The organism is Streptomyces sp. NPDC029164 (assembly GCF_055563995.1).
Map to the genome: position 1 here is coordinate 15,591 of NZ_JBVHWW010000057.1, position 18,456 is coordinate 34,046.

An 18,456-nucleotide genomic window follows, 5' to 3' on the forward strand; every position below is an offset into this window, starting at 1 on the left:
ACTGGGATGACTACTCTCGACAACGCCTGGGACGGGCTGCGCGGACAGCTTCGGCTTGGTCAGCGGCTGGCTGGAACAGTGGACTGGATTCTCCGTCCTGGCGTCACCGGGATCGGTGTCGACCTGGGGCTTGCCGTCAGCGGCTTCGTTGACGTGCTCATGCTGCCGCGGGACGCGACGCGCTGGCCCGCCGTCGGCACGACGGCGGACTTCGAGATCTGGTGGATGGATGACCGTCCGCAGATCCGGCTCATGCCCGTCGACCGCGGGTTCGTGCGCGAAGACTTCGACAGCTGGGTCCTCGTGGAGGATTCCCGGGCAGCATCGCTATGGCGTGAGCGCCATCGGGTCAGCTGAGTGCGTTGTCTCCTGACTCGCCCTGGTCTGGTTGTTGTCGACACAGGCGTTCGGCCTGGCGCTTCTTGTCCGCGATGTGCCGCAGGCTTTCTTGAAGGTTGGCGACCTCGCCGAGCCATTGCAGCCGTCGGGCTTCATCCAGTCGCTCGTGGGTATTGCGTTCGATCTCCAGCAGCCGGGGGACCTGGCTCAACGACATGCGAAGCATCGGGCAGCGAACACACGCTGATTCATGTTGGCAGGGTGTCCCATAGGGACGGTCGCATCGACCGAGCGCGACCTTCCGCAGGCTGAAGTGGTCCCGGAACTCCTCCCATTCGGTGTCGGTCGGCTCGCGGTATTCCTCGCTCGGCCGATGGGTCCGGCGCTGGTCGACGAACTGGCGGTAGTGGCGGATCACCTCTTCCGGATAGACCGCGACATACCCCTGAGTCGTATTCAGATCCAGGTGTCCCAGTAGCTTCGCCGCGATGTGGATGGGCAGTCCGCCGTTGACGGTCTCGGTGGAGAAGATTCTTCGGAAATCGTGCGGGGTGAACGTCAGCGGGGTGCCGTCGACGTCGGTGATGCCTGCCCGCCGGGCCAGGCCGGCGAGGAGTTCGCGGATGCGGTCCGGCGGGATGACCTGTAGCTGGTGGTGGGTGGTGCGCTGGAACAGATGCGGCAGCGGCGGGCCGAAGGTCCGTTCATAGCCGTCGTAGCGGCTGAGGAGCGGCACTGTGCCGTCGCGCTTGATCCGGCGAATGATCCGGGCCAGCACCGCGACCAGGTCCGGGGCGGCCGGGATGACCCGTTCGGCGTCCGTCTTGGACGGGCTGACCTGCAGCAGCGGCACCATCTCCCCGGTCGGGGCCTGATACTGCCGCAGGCTCACGTGGGTCAGTTCGAGGAGCTCCTCGATGCGAGTTCCCGTCCTGCGCAGCACTTCGATGGCCGCGAAGGTCCAGAAGGCGTTGTCCTCCAGGCGTTCCGCGTCGAAGCGGGGGCCGGGCTGGTCGGCAGGGGTGATGAACAGCGCGCTCGGTCGCCACGTGCTGGAGCCCCGACCGGTGCGTCGATAGCGCTGGCCGTCGATGGTGAACTCTTCGCCGGCTGCGGCGTCACGGGCAGCGGACAGGATCCGGCCGGCCGCGTCGAGTTCGTCCTCCGCGGCGGCGATGAGCTGCGGCACCACGGGAATGAGGGTGCGGGTCCGTTGCTGCATGCGGGCATGGCGGCGCCGGCTCTCTTTGATGTAGCCGCGGATGTCGGCTTCGCCGACGGGGGACGGTGCGGCCCACCGGACCCAGCGGGCGGGGTCCTCCAGCGACCATTGCAGCAGGTCGAGGTAGAACGCGCGGACCGCCAGCAGCACCGAGTGAAAGGTGCGCCGGGCCTGGCCGTTCGGCAGTGTGCGGATCCGCTGTTTCCATGCCTGGGCCACTGGTTCGGGCAGATGGAGCGAGCTGATGCCTGGATGGTGCCGTTCCAGGTCGCGCCAGAACAGGTACACCAGCACCTGGACCAGGTTGACCAGCGATCCGTAGTCGAGCGCTGCGGAACGCTCGACCAGGTAGTGCACCAGGACATCGCGGATCTCCTTGTTCGCGACCTGGTAGCGGTCCACGAGTTCGGCCACCGACATCTGCCCGCGGGCCTGGGCCTCCCGCAGGGTCGGCGGTAGGTCCTCCAGTCCGCCGACCGCGCGCAACAGTTCATAGGCCATCGGTAGTGCGGCGACCTTGCTGCCGCACGCTTGGCGGGCCGTCGTGTACTCGCCGAAGTCGGCGAGGTCGAGTTCGCGCAGCGGCTTGCCGGTCACGATCACCATGCGGGTCAGCACGTTCACCGCCTCGGCCGCGTACTCGTGCCCCTGGTGGCGGGCGGCGTACTGCTCGACGTCGGCGAAGGTGCCGGCCTGGTTGTGGCGGCGGAACGACGCGTAGACGCCCAGCAACCTGCTGCTCGACAGCCAGGCGTAGGACGGGCGAACGGCCCGCAACGCGATCACGATCCCGAGCCCGGCCGTCAGCCGGTTCCGCAGCGCGGGGGTGAGATCCTGCGGGCCCCATCGTCGGCCCTGGTCTTCAGCCCCGCTCAGCAACCAGCGGTCCTGCCAGTCCTCGCCCGGGAAGGTCTCCAACCAGTCCAGGACGCGCGTCAGCGCCAGATTCTGCCTCCACCGCTGCTGGTAGGACGGCTGGTCGAGAAGCGCTTCCGCCAGCGTGCCCAACTGCGCCCGCGTTGCGGCAAACCGCCCAGGCGAAGCGGCTGGCTCCGCCGATCGTGCCGGCGGCAGGCCCGCCAGCACGCGTGGATCACGCGGGCTGACCGGCGTGCGGGCCACCTTGCCGTGTCGGCTGCCCATCAGGCGTTGCTGCCGAACACGTCGGCCAGGTCCTGCGGGTCGTAGGACCAGCCGTGCAGCGGCTGCGGTGTCGGTTTCGGGCGCGTGTAGTGCTCGTGGATCTTCGCGATCACCTCGTCGGTCCGCGGACGCAGGTAGCCGCCGGTGGTGGTGATCTGCCGGTGCCGCATCACCTGCTGGACGTCGACGAGGGTGACGTTGGGTCGGCGATCAGCCGCAAACCCAGCGTGTGCCGAAGATCGTGAAGGCTGACGTTGGCCCCGATCCGATCGTTGATCCGCGTCAGGACGGCCCGCAGGGCGGTGTAGGTCAAGGGCCGCAGCGGATGACGCCTGGTCCACCACAACGGCTCGTCCGGCTCGGGTCGGTGCCCCGCGTCAAGGAGTTCACCGAGATAGACGGCCATCCACGCGAACGCCTCCGGCGCCGCCGGACACGCCTGCTTGATCCCGCCAAGACCCTTGGTCCGCACGTAGATACGACCGTCGCCGGGGTGAGCATCGCCCACCGCCATGCCCAGCAGCTCGGCCGCTCGCGCGCCGCTGGACAAGAACATGCTGAACATCGCCCGGTCCCGGTTGCACCCCAGCCGCGCAAACACCTCGTCCAACACATCGTCGGGCACTGCCCGGGGCGGTCGATCAGGTTGCTTCTGCCGGTAGGCGCCGCGGCGCTGCGGATGGAACGGCTCCAGCGGGTTGTGGTGGGCGTTCGGACGACGGCCGGACCGTGACTGCGGTGGCACCGGCGACACCACCGGCCCCTCCCCGATCTGCAGATGGAAGTCGTAGAACGCCGAGATCACCGACAGGGCGTGGTTTACGGTGGCCGGGGCATAGCCCTCGGACAAGTACGGCTTGCCCGTACGAGGATTCACCGAGCCCGCCGCCGGAGCCCCCGGGCGTCGCCGATCCCGCGCCGGATTGTGCGCGGTCCGCAGCCACAGCACGAAATCCCGCACGTCCACCCGTTGCGCACAACTCCACACGATGCCGACCGCCGCAAGGAACCGGAACCACCGCAACAGGCCGTAGCCGTACGAACGACACGACGCCGGGCTGTTCCCGCACGCCAACAACTCCCGCAGGAACGCGCTGACCGGCTCGACCGGCAGCCCAGCACCGTCGCGTACCACCCAGGGCAGCGTCGGATCGATCGTCGCCGACACGCACCCGGCCCTGGCGACCACGAGCCTGGACACATCCCGCCGCGGCGCTTCTTGTTGCTGTTCCACCAGTACTCCGTCCGTGAAATCACATCTCGCACGGAGCGTTCTGGACTACCCGGCCAACGTCATACAGGACACGCCGTTAGTGCGGTCAATAGGTCGGTGGACGGCCTTGCCCGAATGCGACAGCCGAAGCGTGAACAGATGGCACTTCACCGCCGTGCCGGCCAGCCGCCCCCAGACCTCGGCGAAGTCGACCTCGGCCTCCTCACCGGGCAGGTGGACTTGGGGGACCGTGCCCTCCATGTGCTGGCGGCCGCGGCGGGCCTCGGCCTCGATCTGCGGGCGCCGGATCAGGACGTAGTCGCAGATCGTGGAGTACGACGCGCTGTCGAAGCCGTACTCGGCGGCCAGCCGCTGATGGATACCCCGGGCGGTTTGCCTCTGCTTGCGCGGTGCGGCCTGGTCCTCCCAGAGCATCGCGTCGATCCACCGTTTCGCGGGATCCAGCAGCGTCATCCGCGGCTCGGGCGTCTTCCGCGGCGGCGGCACCGCCGACTGGAGCGCCTGCCTTACCGTCCGCCGGTGAGTGCCGTACTTGTCCGCCAACGCGCGCTGCGGCAACGAGGGATCAAGACGCTTGTCCCTGCGGATATTCGCAAACAGTTCGAGCCGCGACGAACCCACCCCGGCCTCCCGACACGACCGTGCTTTGCAGGCTCCGGAGGCGGCGCCCCGGGGATTCGCTGCAGAGCCGGTCCTCGTAGGTTGGGCCCTCGGATACGACGCGCCGCGCAGTGCGGGCGGCGGGACGAAGGGTGGGACATGCGCGGGACGGACGCGGTGGCGGCGCTTGCCGAGCTCATGCCGGTGGCTGACGGGGTCGACGAGCGGGTCGACTGGGGTGAGGTCGAGGCGGCCTGGGGGACCCGGTTCCCGTCGGACTACGTCCGTTTCATGGAGGTGTACGGGTCGGGGGTGATCAGCGACGGGATCAGCGTCCTGCTGCCGGCACTGCAAGCCGATGGGTACCCGTACAAGGCAGGCCCGGGCCTGCAGGACGAGACGGAGATCGCCCGCGAGACCTGGGAGATGTGCCGCGACGACGCCGACTTCGACGCGGACCCCGAATCTATCGTGGCGTGGGGCGTGACATCAGGAGCGGACATCTACTGCTGGGTGACCACGGACGACGACCCGGATCGATGGCCGGTCCTGATCTGCGGGAGGCACACCAACCCCGAGATGCAGTTGCACCCCCTTGGGATGGCCGAGTTCCTTCACCGTCTCCTGGACGACGCGGCGTTTCGACACGGGAAGATCAGCATCGCCCTGCAGGGCGAGGTGTCCTTCGTCAACTGGCGGAACCGCTAGCAGACTTCGTCGGCCGACTCGGTGGACGGGGTGGAGCCAAATCAACTTGGTACGTCGGTGGGGCCAGAAACCACTGCCACGGTGGAGCCCAAAGAAGTGCTTACAGACACGTCAGGCTGTTCCAGCGCTGATTTCGAAGCGGTGGAACAGCGCCGGCAGGAACTGTTCCATGAGGGCTTGAGCGTCGCGGGCTTCTTCGAGTTCGTCATGACCGAACCGGAAGACCTCGTACCCCCTGAGCTTGAGATCACGGTCGGCGGCCACCATCCCCGCGTACTTCGCGGTGTCGGGCGCTGGCCTCGGTCGCGGGTGTGGTGCTGGGATCCGTCGACTTCGAAAACGATGCGCTGTCCGTGCGGGAGCAGGAGCAGGAAGTCCATGCGGGAGCGCAGTAGGGCCTGGGGGCCGCGTTCGCGGACCGTGCGGTGGTCCCAGTGCAGCCACACTTCGGGCAGCAGCACGGGCAGGTCGTAGACCCTGTCACCGAGGACATGGTGGTAGGCGCCGAAGAGGTTCTGTTGCCCTGGCGAGTTGTCGGGCAGGCAGCGGTGGAGCCGTTTATAGAGGGAGGCCTTCGCCGCGGCGTCATCCGGGATCTCACGCGTGTCCTGCCACCAGGCCTGGAGGTCGCGCCAGCGGAGGCCGTGATCGGGTGTCGGGCGGTCGTAGACCAGTTGGTTCTGTGGGTCGCCGACGATCTCGATGTCGTTGTCCATCGCGTTCTTGAAGCGAATGTCGGGCTTGGTGAGAGACGCGAAGATGATGTTCTTCGGCTTTCGGTTCTCGGCGAGTCGGGTGGAGACCATGGTGAAGCGTGGGTAGCCGCCTTCAATCCCCATTTCCCGTAGCTCGATCGCTGCACTGCGGATGTGCTCGTTGATCGTGTCGACGAGGAGCCGTTGTGCGGATTCATCGAGGAGGACGTCGGCGGAGACCATCGCTTCGAGGAACCGGGCGAACCTGGCGTCGCCGGCCTCGAAGGCGCCCAGGTTCTCCAGGAGGCCCTCGGCCGTCCAGTCCCCCGGGTTCCGAAAGACGTGCTGCTCGATGTCGCGCCTGAGGCTTGGGCCCTGGGATCCGAAGAACGCGTCAAGGAGTGGGCTCAGCTCGTCGCCGGCCGCGACCAGCAGTGCCCGGTCCTCCAGCGGAAGGCTCCACGGCCGGCCCTTGCGGACGGCGTCCGCACCCTGGCGCCGCAGAACGGTCAACAGCTTCCCGAACTGCCTCGGGCTCAGCCCGCTGAACGGGGGCTATCCAGGACGGCTCCGACGCCGTGATCACACCAGCCACGGCGAGATCGTCTCATCTTGATCATGTTTTGGGGCCACCAGCCTCTGGCGGGGCATATCTCGGTCGCCCGGACGGATTCGGCATGAGAACCTCACGTCCGTGGCTACTGAAACCGAGGTGGGAGAGCTGTTGCACCAGCGCGGCTGGCGGACGGCATTCACGGTCGCTGAAAGGGTGAACGCGTGGGCTGCCTTGGTGAGCGTCATCGAGCGCGGCTACGGCGACCACATCTACGAGTACACCAACGACCTCTACTGCCGAAACTGGCTGCACGAGGCGTGGCTCCTGCTGGACGAACACGTCGTCCAGCACTGGACCCCGCGGATCAAAGCTCTGGACGATCAGTACAAGGCCGTGACCGTCGACGACGACGGCCAAGCACTCGATCAGTTCCACAGGCTGCCCGGCCCCGACCTGTGGTGGTGGCGGCGCCACCCCCGCATCCTCACCGGAGACCTCGGGCGTTCGCTTCGCTCCGCCGGTGCCATCGGCGCCGACCCGGACACGGCGTGACCCTCAGCCTCGTGGGATTACGGGACAGCGCTTAGTCTCGCTCGGGGCGAGCAGCGGGACCAGGGCTGGGAGCTTGGACGATCCTCAAAGGCATGAGCCGTGTTCGGTAGCACGAGATGACGGCATGCCTACGCATCCGCGCTTCGAGGTCGCAGGCCGGCTGCCACGGCAGCCGCGCTTGAGCCGGATACCGACATGGTCAGCCCGCCCGGGAAGGGGCTGAGCGATTCCGCGGCGCCGCAGCCAGGTGCGGATCGCCTTCGAACTGTGGCCCTTGTCGCCCCAGGACATGGGCGAGCCCGGATTTGGCCCTCGGTCGGGCCCCGCAAACCGAGCGACGCGGATGATCAAGCGTCCTCTACCCTGACGGGGCTTCAACCTTTTCGAGCCAGGGGTGGGGATCCGTATGGCAACGCGCACGACCGACGGGACGGAATTGCGGCGTGGCCGAAAGCTGCTGGCCGCATTGGTCCTGACAGGTGTTCCGCTCGCCCTCGTCGGAGGCCTCGCCTCCTGCGTCGCCTCCGAACTGGGGTATATGCCGGGTGACTCGATCGAGCGCACCTGGGACACCCCGTACGACCGGACCGCTGCCAAGTACGGCAACGCGGTCTGGGCCGTCGGCGACACCGTCGTCCGAAGCCGCTTCGACGCCGTCACCGCCTTCGACGCCGGGACGGGGAAGCGCCGCTGGGAGTACGCCGTGCCCGACCGGGCCGAGATCTGCGCCACCAGTACCATCGCCGCTGACGCCGTCGCGCTGATTGCCCTCAGCGAGAGCGGCAAGGGCTGCGACACCGTCGCAGCGATCGACCTGAAAGACGGCCGCGAGCTGTGGCGTACCGGCCGCGGCCCGGGATCCGGTGATCCGGCTGACGCCGCCGACGTCGTCGCTACCGGGGCCGGTCTCGCAGTGCTCCGTGACGAAGGGGACGCGGCACCGAATGCGGGCGCGCGGCCCGCCCTCCGCGGTGATGGGGCGCTGCGCGCCTTCGACCTCCGCACCGGCGCCCCGCGCTGGAAGGCCGCCGTGCCGAAGGACTGCTTCCCCCGCCGGGCCGCCGTCGCGTCGAATCAGGTCCTGGCGTTCCTCGCCTGCGACACCGAAGCAAAGGTCGCCGCCTTCGACCCGGCCGACGGCAAGGAGCGGTGGACTGTTCCGCTGGGCGGCCGGCGACCCGTCGCTGCGGACGCGTTCGTATCCTTCCTGTCCGCCGAACCGACGGTCCTGAAGGTCCAGGAGTCGAAGGAGCACGGCATGCACGCCTACCTCGCCTTTGGGGAGGACGGCCGCCGTCAGGGGCAGATGGACGTCATCGGTGACGACGCCGCCGTCGCCGACGGGAAGCTCTTCGCCGGGTCAGGCGGCGTCACCGCCTTCGACTTGGCGACCGGGAACGAGGTGTGGAGCTCGGACTCCCTCGGCACCGGGCGGAGCATCACGGCTCTGCACGCGGGAGGAGGCCGCGTGACCGTCCTGACCCGCTCCAGGAAGAACCACGACGAGCTGTACGTCTACAACTCCGAGACGGGCCACACGGTGGACGAGCGCACCTTCTCCCGCGACACGGACGACGGCAACGCCGAGCTCACGGGCCTGTTCCGGTACAAGGACCTGTTCATCGCCGCCCGCTGGGGCGACGGCGCCCGGCGGCCCTTCTCGGCCTACCGCGCCTGGTGACGACAGCCGGGAAGGACGGTCCCCATCCCGGCCTCCTCCGAACCAGCAAGATCCACATGCCTGCGACGCGCCCGCCGCGGCGGTCGCGGGCAGCGGTGCGGCGCTGCAGCCCCTTGAAGGACAGCCGGCCCGCATTGGTGTCCCGGACGACGAGCTCCCCGTCCAGGACCAAGCCGTCGGGCAGCTTGTCCGCCGCGGCGGCGAGTGTCGTGGAAGCGGTCCTGGATCAGCGATTCGCGCCGGGTCTGCAGCAGCAGGGCATCGGCCGGCTCGGTCGGGGTGAACCACAGAGCCCGGTAGCCATCGAACCAGACTTTGCCGGCATTGGGCGGCTGAGCACACGCCGGCCAACTGAAACGCTCACTGGCCAATTATGGCGCTCAGCCGCACCCCTGTGACTGAGCGCCGTACTTGGCCACTATGGCCAAGAACGGCGCTCAAAGTCTCCGCAGCCCGGGCCGGCGGTGGAAGCGAGCTGCTCGCGGCGTGCAGCCGACTCGTCTACCGCTCGGCGGTCACCTCGTACGCTCCGGGCCGGCCACTACGACGCCTGGTTGACGATCGCGGTGAAACCCTCCAGTGTGCCGACCTGTGGCGAGCCCCCTCAGCACTGCCGCACAGGGCGACCGGCTCCTTCAGCGCCCACAGTTCGTTGAGCGGAGGGACCGCTATGACGTTTTCCGCGCACTCCTTCGGCGACCCGTGGCGTCGTGGTGCCAGGTCACCACCATCCCTTATCGAGGGCTATGGCGCGGTCAGCACCCACCACTGCCGCAACGTGCGGAGAGTACGCAGGAAGATGTTCGGGCCACGGCAGACGGGGCGGGCGGAGCGCCTGACGGGGTCGCCGTTCGGGAAGGCCAGGTCCTCGCGGTCTACGACGACAGCGCCGTCGCCCGTCAGTTGGATGTGGTGGAGGGCGTTCCCCCGGGTAGTGGTGGCGATGCCCTGCTCGTTCCCTCCGAGTAGGAGCAGCCGGTCCCCACGGATCGCGAGGCCGAAGGGGTCCGAGACAGGAAGGGCGCGGATGTGGAGTGTCCCGCTGCGTCCCGTTTGGGCGAGTGGTGCGCCGGGCCAGTACGTGGCGTGGACCGCGGAGTCGGAGACGTTGATGGTGCTGACCTCGGCCACGTTGTGGAACGGCTTCGGCGGTCGGAGGTCCCTCAGTTTGTTACCTCCGTGGTCCCAGTAGACCAGGCCGCCCTGACTGACAGGGTCGCCGCCGTAGACGCCCTCGGCGGCGTAGCCGGTCCAGAATCCGGACCGATGGTCCGCCACGAGGTGGTTCAGGAACGTACCCAGCGGGAACCGGCGCCGGGAGCGGCCGTCCCGGCCGAAGATCTGGCCGGACCGCGCGCCCGGCCCGTGGCCGGACAGGACGAAGCCGCCGCCGGGAAGGGCGTCGAACGCCTTCGGGTCCACGGCCACGCCGTGCAGTGTCCGTTCCTCGATCTCACCCCGGTCGCTGATGACCACGAGGGCGTCGAAGGGCAGCCTCACCGGCGCGGGCACGTCCCGGCCGCCCCACCTGTAGGGGAATCGGACTTCGTGGCAGATCAACCAGAGGGCTCTGCCCCACGGGTCCACCGTGGAGGCCAGCACCTTCCGTTCGTCGTACCGCCGAGGCAACAGTGCGTAAGGACGCAGTGCCACCTTCGTCAAAAGATCACCTCGCGGGCGAAGGAATGCGACGCCTTCATGATCACACGGGCGTCTGAAGGCTCCGTCCTCCAGGGCACCACCGGCTTTGCGCGCTTCGGGCTAATTGCAACGCTCCGTGAGCAACTACAACGCTAAGTAACAACACGCCTGTGACTGGGCGCGCTACCTGGTTCGGATGGACAACTTCGACGCTCGGATTCCGGTCGCCCTCACCGCGCTGCGGCCTCTACGGCCGGGGCAGGCGAGCAGCTGCGGCCAGCTGGGGCCCCTATATCCCGGCGCCCGTTCCACAGAGGACGCCCTGGGCAGAGGTGCGATCCGCCGACTCACCCCTGGCCGTGGCCGCGCGGTGAGCGGCGGGGCACGGTGCACAGGCCGCTCCCCCCGGACGCGGCCTGTGCTGATCATGGATGGTGACGCGGTGGCAAGAGCGCCTTTTCGATCCTTTTCTGGCCGATTGGGCGCTTCGTGACTGCGGGCCTGTGCGGCGTCCCTAGTGCTGTGACCGGAAACGATCACCAGGGTGGCCTGCGATGATCGGTGAATGAGCGAGCATGAGTGGCAGGCGTTGACCAAGTCCGAGGAAGCGTTCATGGTCAATTCGTATGAGATCGACATCCTGGCCGGTGTCTGGGGAGATCTCGACGATGCCGATCAGTCCCGGCCCGTGAGGGAGCTGGCACAGATCTTGCTCACGCTCATCGATCGTGGATGGATCGAGGTTCGTCGAGTCGCGCCGTGGATGTCCCCGTCAGGGGAAGAGGGCTTCCAGCCTGGGGAGTTGGTTTCTCGTGATCAGCTTCAGGCGGTCCTGGAGGACGCGTGCAACTGGGAGTACCCGGACGACGGCGATTGGATCGGTGCAGTGACCTTGGTGGAGACGGAAGCGGGTAAGAAGATCACCCGTCGTTCTCCCGAGGAGATGGCCGGGTAGACCGCCGTGGCGGGGACCCTCAGGCCGCTGCTGTCAGCGGTCGGCCACCCCACCGGATGCCCCTCTCGCTGCGGACACGGGCGCGTTCGCGCCGCTGGGCGGCCAGGACGGAGGGGTGGCGGGCGTTCTGGTTGCGCCAGCGCGGGTAGCGGTGCAACTCCCATGTCTGCACGGTGTGGTTGGGGTGATTCGAGTTGGCGAGGGTGAACTGCCGAAGCGGCCCGAAGTGCGACTCGATCGGGTTCGCCCAAGACGCGTTCGTCGGGGTGAAGCACAGCTCGACTTTGTTGCGGGCCGCCCAGCGCAGGATGCGCCAGTTCTTGTGGGCGGAGAGATTGTCCAGGATCACGTAGATCGGGGCGCCGTCCGGACGGGCGGCCCGGATGCTCTTCAGTGCCGCCCACGAGGGGCCGATGCCTTTGCGGCGCCGGTTGATGCCCCAGAGGGTGTCGTCGCCGACCGAGTAGCAGCCGTGGAAATGGGTGACTCCGTGCGTGCGGTGAAAGGTCGCCGGCAGTCGGTCAGGTTTCCTCTGCCTGGCCCAGCACGAGCCGGCGGTCGGACGGATGCCGAGCGGCCCGAACTCGTCGAAGGCGAAGGTCCGCTCGGGGCGCTCGGGGCGCTCGGGGCGCTCGGGGCGCTCGGGGCGCTCGGTCAGCGCGTACTCGATCGGGTCCCGCTTGGTGTCGAAGTCCGGGTCGGTGGACTCCTTCCAGGTCTTCGTGCGCTGGAAGGTGATTTCCGCGGCGGACCAGCAGCGTCCGCAGGGACTCGCGGCCGATCCGTATGGGACGGGCGGCGTTGCGGCGCAGGTGGTCGGCGAGTTTGCGGATCGACCAGCGGGTGAAGGGCTTACCGAGCTTGGTGGGGCGAGTAGTGGCCATCTGGATGACGAAGTCCTCGTCGTCAGTGGTGAGTAGGCGGGGACGGCCTCCCGCCCACTTAGGGTCCAGGCAGGCCAGCCCGATCTCGTTGAAGCGGTGGATCACGTCGCGGACGGTGTCCTCGTCCGCCTGGACTAGCTTTGCGATGACCGGGACGCTGTTTCCGCCGGCCGATGCCAGCAGCATCGTCGCCCGCCTGAAGCACACCGTGCTGGTGCTGCCCCGCCGCACGATCCGCTGCAGCTTCTGCCCCTCCTGCTCGGACAGCCTGCGTACCCTGACCGGCTCTGCCATCGTGCCTCCTCGCGCCGATCGGACGTGTCGTCACATCCAACCGGCACAGGGACAGTCGGCACCAACCCGGTGATCGTTTCCGGTCACAGCACTAGCGCCGGGGGCTGCCGCGGCCGGCCTGCCGCGGCGGAGCGGTGCGAAAGGGGACTTGGTGAGCGATCAGGCGACGTCGAGCGAGCAGGAACACCTGGAGCGTCTGCGGGCGCTGCTGTCGGGGCAACGGGCGCCAGAGCGCGTGGAGCGGGCGCTGGCGCAGGGCAGCACCTTCGGGAACGTGCTGCTGGGGGCGATGCTCCACGGTGCGGACCGGGTACGGCAGGGGCGTACGCCGACCGATCTGGAGCGCATGCTGCTGGACGTCCTGGCGACGGTGGTTCCGGAGGCGGAGCGCAAGGCAAAGGGCGGGGTGTACCGGGAGCAGGTCACCGCCCACGGGGGGCGCCTGGCCCTGGTACCGGAGACGATCACCTCGCGGACCGCCGCCCAGGGGTATGCGGTGGCGGACCCGCGCAGAGACTTCCCTTAGGTGCTCGCGGAAGCGGTGGCGTGTCCGAACGTGCAGGTCGTGGGCCCGCTCGCGGCGGCGAACGTCCGAGCAGCCAATCGGCTCCCCGCGCCTCCGGGACGATCGGACGACTCTGCGACGAGCTGCGCCGCGAGCATGCCCTGGCCGGCGCTAGGGAGCGGATGGCCACCGTCGCGCCGCAGCCCCGTCCGGAGCCGTCGCCGGGGACGGTCGAGGCCCTCCCAAGGCATCGGAGCCGGACGGTCGCTGCCACGCGGAGAGGGTCATGGGTCACCCCGTGAAGTCGTGGAGTACGACCACGGGCGTTGTGCGGGGCCGGTCGGCAAGAAGGTCCGAGGGCGTTGTCGGTCGTCTAGTCCCCCTCTGTCCCCGCGCGGTGGGCGGCGGCCAGGGCCGCCGTCTCCGTGAAGGCGGGGACGTGGCCGGTGCCGCCGCGGCCGGAGACCGAGAGGGAGGCCGCGGCCGTGCCGTACGCCACGGCGTCCGCGAGGGTGTCGCCGAGGACGAGCCGGGCGGTGGTGGTGCCGGTGAAGCAGTCGCCCGCGCCCGTCGCGTCCACCGGCGCGGGATTCACGGGCACGCGGTGGTACGCCGCCCGCGTGCCGTCGTCCAGAAGCAGCCGGTCCGCCCCGGCGGTGACCGCGACCGTACGGGCGCCGAGCGCACGGAAGCGGGCCGCGGCGGTGTGCGGATCGGCGGTGTCCACGAGGGCTTGCGCGTCGGCCGGGCAGGAGGTCTTGAGCAGCCCGGTCAGCGGGGCGATCCGGGCGAGCAGCTCCCGGGCCTCGGCCCGGCCGGTCAGCCGGGAGCGGAAGTTGGGGTCGTACGAGAGGTGCCCGCCCGCCCCGTGCACGAGGTGTGCGGCGGCCAGTACGGCGCCCCGGCTGCTCGGCGACAGGGCGCCGGTGATCCCGCTGGTCACGAGTGCCCCGCAGCGGGTCAGCAGCCCGCGCCAGGAGTCGACGTGCGCGGGCGCGAGGGTGGAACCGGCACTGCGGGTGCGCCAGTAGACGAACGCGCGGTCGCCGTCGGTGTCGGCGGAGAGCAGGTAGGCGCCGTTGGGGTGCGGGGCGCGGCGCACGTGGGCAACGTCCACGCCGAGTTCGGTGGCCCGGCGCAGCAGCGGGGTGCTGAGTTCGTCGTCGCCGACCACGGCGAGCAGGGCGGTCCGGGCCCCGGCCGCGGCGGCGGCGGCCGCCGCGTTGAGCGCGTCCCCGGAGTAGGAGATGCGGGCCGGGGTGCCGTCGGTGGCCTCGCGCAGGATGGTGCCCGCGTGGATCTCGACGAGGACCTCGCCGAGTACAAGGACGTCGTAGGCCGGGGCGGGTGGTCGGGACACGGTCACCCCTCCGCGCCCGCGCCCGCGCCTGCTCCCCTGCCTGCGGCGCGCGGGCGGGCCAGCCGGGCGAATACGGCGGCCAGTTCACCCGGGTCGGCCGGCAGGCCGTTGCCGATGCCGACGGCCGTCGCGCCGGCGGCCAGCCAGTCGGGGACCTCGGCGGGCCGGATGCCGCCGGTCGGGATGAGCACCGCGTCGGGCAGGACCGCCCTGAGGGAGCGGACGAACCCGGGACCGCCCACGTGGGCCGGGAAGACCTTCGCCGCGCCCGCGGCCCGGACGGCGGCGGCGATCTCCCCGGGGGTGAACCCGCCCTCGATGAAGACGGCTTGGCGGAGCCGGGCGACCTCGCGCACCTCGGGAGCCGGGTACGGGGAGATCAGGAAGGCGGCGCCCGCGTCCAGGGCGGTCCCGGCCTGCGCGGCGGTGGTGACCGTGCCGACGCCCACGAGGGCGGGTCGGCCGTGCGCGTCGTCGAGGGCGGCGGTGCGGGTGAGGACTTCGGCCCAGCCGGGGGTGGAGGTGGTGAGTTCGACGGCGCGGCAGCCTGAGGCGAGCAGGGCGGTGGTGCGGCGCACGGCCTCGTCGGCGTCGGCGTCGCGCAGCACCGGCAGCAGCCGCTGGGCCGCCAGCACCTCGTACGGGTGGTTGGACACGGAATGACCTCCCGTTGTTCCACGTACCGGAACGCCGTATCGTGGAGCGGAACCGTTTGGTCTAGACCCTACCCACCCCGGGAGTTCCCGTGTCAACGGATGAGGCCGAAGTCCACGACGTCCCGCGCGCCGGGCGGACCTCCGCTGCCGGCTCGGCGCTGGAGAAGTCCCTGCGCGTCCTGGAGGCGGTCGCGGCGCCCGGCGGACCGCACCGGATGACCGACGTGGCGACCGCGGCCGCGGTGCCGAAGTCGAGCACCTTCCGCATCCTGGCCTCGCTGGTGGAGCAGGGCTTCGTACGCCAGGAGGCCGAGAGCCGCTACGGGGTGGGGCCCCGCCTGCGCGGACTCTGCGCCCTGGTCGGCGGCGGGGAGCCGCCGAGCATCGGGCGCATCCTGGGCGAACTCCGGCAGACCACCGGTCAGACGGTCCATCTCGCCCTGCACAGCGGGGAGACCATCACCTACATCCGCAAGCTGGAGGGCGACCAGCCGTTCCGGACGGCCTCGCGGATCGGCATGCGCATGCCGCTGCACTCGACCGCGATCGGCAAGAGCGTCCTGGCCGGCCTGCCGGCCGCGGAGGTGCGGGAACTGATCGCCGCCACCGGCCTGCCGCCGCGAACCCCGCGCACGCTCACCACCGCGCGTGCCCTGGAAGCGGAGTTGGCGGCGGTCCGCGCCCGGGGCCACGCGCTGGACGACGAGGAGAACGAGCCGACCATCCGCTGCATCGGCGCGGCGATCCCGGGCCCGGCCGGGCGCCCGGTCGGCGGGGTCAGCGTCACCACCGTCACCTTCCTGGTCTCCCGCGAGGAGATCGAGACGTACGCGCCCGCCCTGCGCGCGGCCGCGGAGGCGCTGGCTCCGCTGCTGTGACGGGCCCGGGGCGGGCCCCAGCGGGTGCGTGCGGCGGGGGGCTGCTCTAGCGTCGAAGGTGGAAGGGGAGGCTCTGCCGAGCCGGTCCGGTGCGGGGGCCCGGGCACAGCGGCCGCACACCGGCCTCATGCGCTCGGCGCCGTTCCCGCGCGGATCCGAACACCAGGTCCCGGGCCGCGCGACGATCCCGGAGAGCAGGTGCATTCCATGCGCACGTCGACCCGTGTCGCAGGTGTCCTCACCGGCCTGACGCTCGCCCTCGGTGGCGCGGCCCTCGTGGCCCCCGCGGCCCACGCGGACGTCTCGGCCTGCATCAACCAGGTCGAACGCGAGCTGCACGGCGGTGAGGCCTCGGCCGCCATCCGGACGGCGTGCACCGACGCGCAGTCCGGCAACCACGAGAAGTGTGTGACCGGCCTGACCGCGAGCAGTGTGACCAACGGGACCGCGGTGAGTGCCTGCAAGGTGGCCCCCGACTAGCGGATCCGTACCCGAACTGAGCGCCGCCCTCGGCCGACCGGGCCGAGGGCGGCGCCGCGTCACGCCCTGCCCCGGCACTGCGCCACACCCGGCCCCGGCGCCGCCTCCCGCACGGGGCCGTGCTTCCATGTGGGTCCGCGTTCCTTCGCCCGCACGGCCCGCTCCGGAGGCCGGGGAAACGACTTCCCGAAAGACTTTCGGAATAAGTGTTATCGGGACCCCCGTCGATGGTCTCCCATGTATCGGGCATCATCGACCGCCGGTACGGACAGGGAACAACACATGAGTACTCAGCACACGGCAGCGCTGGTGGCAGCAGCCCGCGCGGGCGACCCCCGCGCGCAGGACGAGCTCGTCAGCGCCCATCTCCCGCTCGTCTACAACATCGTCGGTCGGGCCCTCAACGGTTCGTGCGACGTGGACGACGTGGTGCAGGACACGATGCTGCGGGCGCTCGACGGGCTGGGCGGCCTGCGCGCGGACGAGAGCTTCCGCTCCTGGCTGGTGGCGATCGCGATGAACCGGGTGCGGGCGCACTGGCAGGCCGGTCAGAGCGGCTTCGGCGAGAGCACCCTGGAGGCGGCCTACGACGTCGCCGACCCGGGGGCCGACTTCGTCGACCTGACCGTCGTACGCCTCAACCTGGCGGGCCAGCGTCGCGAGACGGCGCGGGCGACGCGCTGGTTGGAGCCCGAGGACCGGGCGCTGCTGTCGCTGTGGTGGCTGGAGTGTGCCGGGGAGCTGACGCGGGCCGAGGTGGCTTCCGCGCTGGAGCTGTCCCCGCAGCACACGGCGGTCCGCGTCCAGCGGATGAAGGCCCAGCTGGAGTCGGCGCGGGTGGTGGTGCGTGCGCTGGAGGCCAATCCGCCGTGCGAGGAACTGCGGGCCGTCATGACGGGCTGGGACGGCCGGCCCTCGGCCCTGTGGCGCAAGCGAATAGCCCGGCACGCGCGTGAGTGCGTACGGTGCTCCGGTCTGTGGAGCGGACTGGTTCCGGCGGAGGGACTGCTGGCCGGTCTGGCCCTCGTTCCGGTATCGGCGGCCCTGCTGGCAGGGGTGCGGACGGCCGGGGCGGCAGGCTTCGCCCCCGTGGCCGCTGCCTTCGCCGACGGCGGCGAGGGAGGCTTCGCCGGCAGCGGCGAGGCGGGCTTCGCCGACACGGCGACGCAGCTCACCGCGGTCGACAGCGCGGGCGGTGGCCGGGGCGCGCTGCGCAAGCGCCGGCGCAGCGGCCGCCGCCGGGTGGTCGGCGGCGCCGTGCTCGCCGCCTGTGTCGCGGGAGGCGGCCTGGTGTACCTCGGGGGACTCCCCGGTTCCGGTGAGCCGAAGGACGGCGGCGCCACGCCGGCCGCCCCGCTGGCGCTCTCGGCGACCGAGCCCGCGCTGCCCTCGGAGCCGGCGTCCCCGTCGCCCTCGGCGTCCCCCTCGCCCTCCCCGTCCGCCTCCGCCTCGCCCAGCCCGTCCGCGAGCCCGAGCCCGACGCAGAGCCGCAGCACCTCGCCGAGCCCGCGCCCCTCGGCGCCCAAGCCGGCGCCGGCCCCGCCGGGAATGGCCGGGCAGGTCCTCGCCCTGGTGAACACCGAGCGGGCGGCCGCGGGCTGTGGCCCCCTCAAGGAGGATCCGCAGCTGCGTGCGGCCGCTCAGGGGCACTCCGACGACATGGCGGCGCGGGACTTCTTCTCGCACACCAACCCCGACGGCGCGGACCCGGGGCAGCGGACCACCTCGGCCGGATACCGCTGGTCGACCTACGGCGAGAACATAGCCAAGGGCCAGCAGACCGCGCAATCGGTCATGGACTCCTGGATGAAGAGCCCGGGCCACCGCGCGAACATCCTCAATTGCTCGTTCAAGGACCTCGGCGTGGGCATTCACCAGGGCGCGGGCGGCCCTTGGTGGACGCAGAACTTCGGCGCCCGGTAACCCCCCGGGCCACCGGGGGACACGGCCTTCGGGCCTGAGGCCGTCCGTCGGGCGCGGGGGGGGGGGGGGGGGGGGGGGGGGGGGGGGGGGGGGGGGGGGGGGGGGGGGGGGGGGGTGGGGGGGGGGGGGGGGGGGGGGGGGGGGGGGGGG

17 protein-coding genes and 2 pseudogenes are annotated in these 18,456 nt (G+C 70.5%); 9 read left to right on the forward strand and 10 right to left on the reverse strand.

What is annotated here, in order from left to right; all coding sequences use genetic code 11:
- The first annotated feature begins 6 nt into the window (after positions 1–6).
- Complete coding sequence (locus ACZ4VT_RS35255; RefSeq protein WP_467955463.1) at positions 7–357, forward strand: hypothetical protein; 351 nt, start codon at positions 7–9, stop codon at positions 355–357.
- Here ACZ4VT_RS35255 and ACZ4VT_RS35260 read toward each other — a convergent pair.
- The 4 genes from ACZ4VT_RS35260 to ACZ4VT_RS35275 are packed head-to-tail and all read right to left on the reverse strand — an operon-like array spanning position 350 to position 4,559.
- Positions 350–2,704, reverse strand: coding sequence for a tyrosine-type recombinase/integrase (locus tag ACZ4VT_RS35260; protein WP_467955464.1), 2,355 nt, complete (start codon positions 2,702–2,704; stop codon positions 350–352). The genes ACZ4VT_RS35255 and ACZ4VT_RS35260 overlap by 8 nt on opposite strands.
- The gene (locus ACZ4VT_RS35265; RefSeq protein WP_467955465.1) at positions 2,704–2,874 is read right to left on the reverse strand and encodes a hypothetical protein; all 171 of its coding nucleotides are present in this window, start codon (positions 2,872–2,874) and stop codon (positions 2,704–2,706) included. The genes ACZ4VT_RS35260 and ACZ4VT_RS35265 overlap by 1 nt, the downstream gene beginning before the upstream one ends.
- Positions 2,874–3,938, reverse strand: coding sequence for a tyrosine-type recombinase/integrase (locus ACZ4VT_RS35270; protein WP_467955466.1), 1,065 nt, complete (start codon positions 3,936–3,938; stop codon positions 2,874–2,876). The genes ACZ4VT_RS35265 and ACZ4VT_RS35270 overlap by 1 nt, the downstream gene beginning before the upstream one ends.
- 45 nt (positions 3,939–3,983) lie before the next feature.
- Complete coding sequence (locus ACZ4VT_RS35275) at positions 3,984–4,559, reverse strand: hypothetical protein (protein ID WP_467955467.1); 576 nt, start codon at positions 4,557–4,559, stop codon at positions 3,984–3,986.
- 138 nt (positions 4,560–4,697) lie between these two features.
- On the opposite strand from ACZ4VT_RS35275, the gene ACZ4VT_RS35280 reads away from it, so the two are divergent.
- A complete protein-coding gene (locus tag ACZ4VT_RS35280) occupies positions 4,698–5,246 on the forward strand; it encodes an SMI1/KNR4 family protein (RefSeq protein ID WP_467955468.1) in 549 nt (182 codons plus the stop codon).
- Between the two features lie 41 nt (positions 5,247–5,287).
- On the opposite strand, the gene ACZ4VT_RS35285 is transcribed toward ACZ4VT_RS35280, so the two are convergent.
- On the reverse strand, positions 5,288–6,376 hold the full coding sequence (locus ACZ4VT_RS35285; RefSeq protein WP_467955479.1) for an AbiJ-related protein: 1,089 nt from the start codon (positions 6,374–6,376) through the stop codon (positions 5,288–5,290).
- Positions 6,362–6,536: pseudogene (locus tag ACZ4VT_RS35290) on the reverse strand (IS5/IS1182 family transposase); the annotation flags it as partial. The pseudogene ACZ4VT_RS35290 and the gene ACZ4VT_RS35285, both read right to left, overlap by 15 nt.
- A gap of 195 nt (positions 6,537–6,731) precedes the next feature.
- Between ACZ4VT_RS35290 and ACZ4VT_RS35295 the strand changes: the two are divergent.
- Complete coding sequence (locus tag ACZ4VT_RS35295) at positions 6,732–7,049, forward strand: hypothetical protein (protein WP_467955469.1); 318 nt, start codon at positions 6,732–6,734, stop codon at positions 7,047–7,049.
- Between the two features lie 406 nt (positions 7,050–7,455).
- Positions 7,456–8,730: an outer membrane protein assembly factor BamB family protein gene (locus tag ACZ4VT_RS35300; protein WP_467955470.1), complete on the forward strand. Its 1,275-nt coding sequence runs from the start codon at positions 7,456–7,458 to the stop codon at positions 8,728–8,730.
- A 744-nt stretch (positions 8,731–9,474) separates the two neighbouring features.
- Here ACZ4VT_RS35300 and ACZ4VT_RS35305 read toward each other — a convergent pair.
- Entirely contained in the window at positions 9,475–10,242 is a 768-nt protein-coding gene (locus ACZ4VT_RS35305; protein WP_467955471.1) for a hypothetical protein, read from the reverse strand.
- 694 nt (positions 10,243–10,936) lie between these two features.
- Between ACZ4VT_RS35305 and ACZ4VT_RS35310 the strand changes: the two genes are divergently transcribed.
- Complete coding sequence (locus ACZ4VT_RS35310) at positions 10,937–11,326, forward strand: hypothetical protein (RefSeq protein WP_467955472.1); 390 nt, start codon at positions 10,937–10,939, stop codon at positions 11,324–11,326.
- A 19-nt stretch (positions 11,327–11,345) separates the two neighbouring features.
- Here ACZ4VT_RS35310 and ACZ4VT_RS35315 read toward each other — a convergent pair.
- A pseudogene (locus ACZ4VT_RS35315) lies at positions 11,346–12,504 on the reverse strand (IS630 family transposase).
- 151 nt (positions 12,505–12,655) lie between these two features.
- Between ACZ4VT_RS35315 and ACZ4VT_RS35320 the strand changes: the two are divergent.
- A complete protein-coding gene (locus tag ACZ4VT_RS35320; RefSeq protein WP_467955473.1) occupies positions 12,656–13,030 on the forward strand; it encodes a hypothetical protein in 375 nt (124 codons plus the stop codon).
- Positions 13,031–13,382: 352 nt separating this feature from the next.
- Here the strand turns inward: ACZ4VT_RS35320 and ACZ4VT_RS35325 are convergent, their stop codons facing one another.
- Both ACZ4VT_RS35325 and ACZ4VT_RS35330 read right to left on the reverse strand, forming a co-directional pair.
- Entirely contained in the window at positions 13,383–14,369 is a 987-nt protein-coding gene (locus ACZ4VT_RS35325; RefSeq protein WP_467955474.1) for a PfkB family carbohydrate kinase, read from the reverse strand.
- 2 nt (positions 14,370–14,371) lie between these two features.
- On the reverse strand, positions 14,372–15,025 hold the full coding sequence (locus ACZ4VT_RS35330; protein WP_467955475.1) for a bifunctional 4-hydroxy-2-oxoglutarate aldolase/2-dehydro-3-deoxy-phosphogluconate aldolase: 654 nt from the start codon (positions 15,023–15,025) through the stop codon (positions 14,372–14,374).
- Positions 15,026–15,114: 89 nt separating this feature from the next.
- On the opposite strand from ACZ4VT_RS35330, the gene ACZ4VT_RS35335 reads away from it, so the two are divergent.
- The 3 genes from ACZ4VT_RS35335 (at position 15,115) to ACZ4VT_RS35345 (ending at position 18,306) form a co-directional block, all read left to right on the forward strand.
- A complete protein-coding gene (locus ACZ4VT_RS35335; RefSeq protein WP_467955476.1) occupies positions 15,115–15,903 on the forward strand; it encodes an IclR family transcriptional regulator in 789 nt (262 codons plus the stop codon).
- Between the two features lie 207 nt (positions 15,904–16,110).
- Entirely contained in the window at positions 16,111–16,383 is a 273-nt protein-coding gene (locus ACZ4VT_RS35340) for a hypothetical protein (RefSeq protein WP_467955477.1), read from the forward strand.
- A gap of 282 nt (positions 16,384–16,665) precedes the next feature.
- Complete coding sequence (locus tag ACZ4VT_RS35345) at positions 16,666–18,306, forward strand: sigma-70 family RNA polymerase sigma factor (RefSeq protein ID WP_467955478.1); 1,641 nt, start codon at positions 16,666–16,668, stop codon at positions 18,304–18,306.
- Positions 18,307–18,456 lie beyond the last annotated feature (150 nt).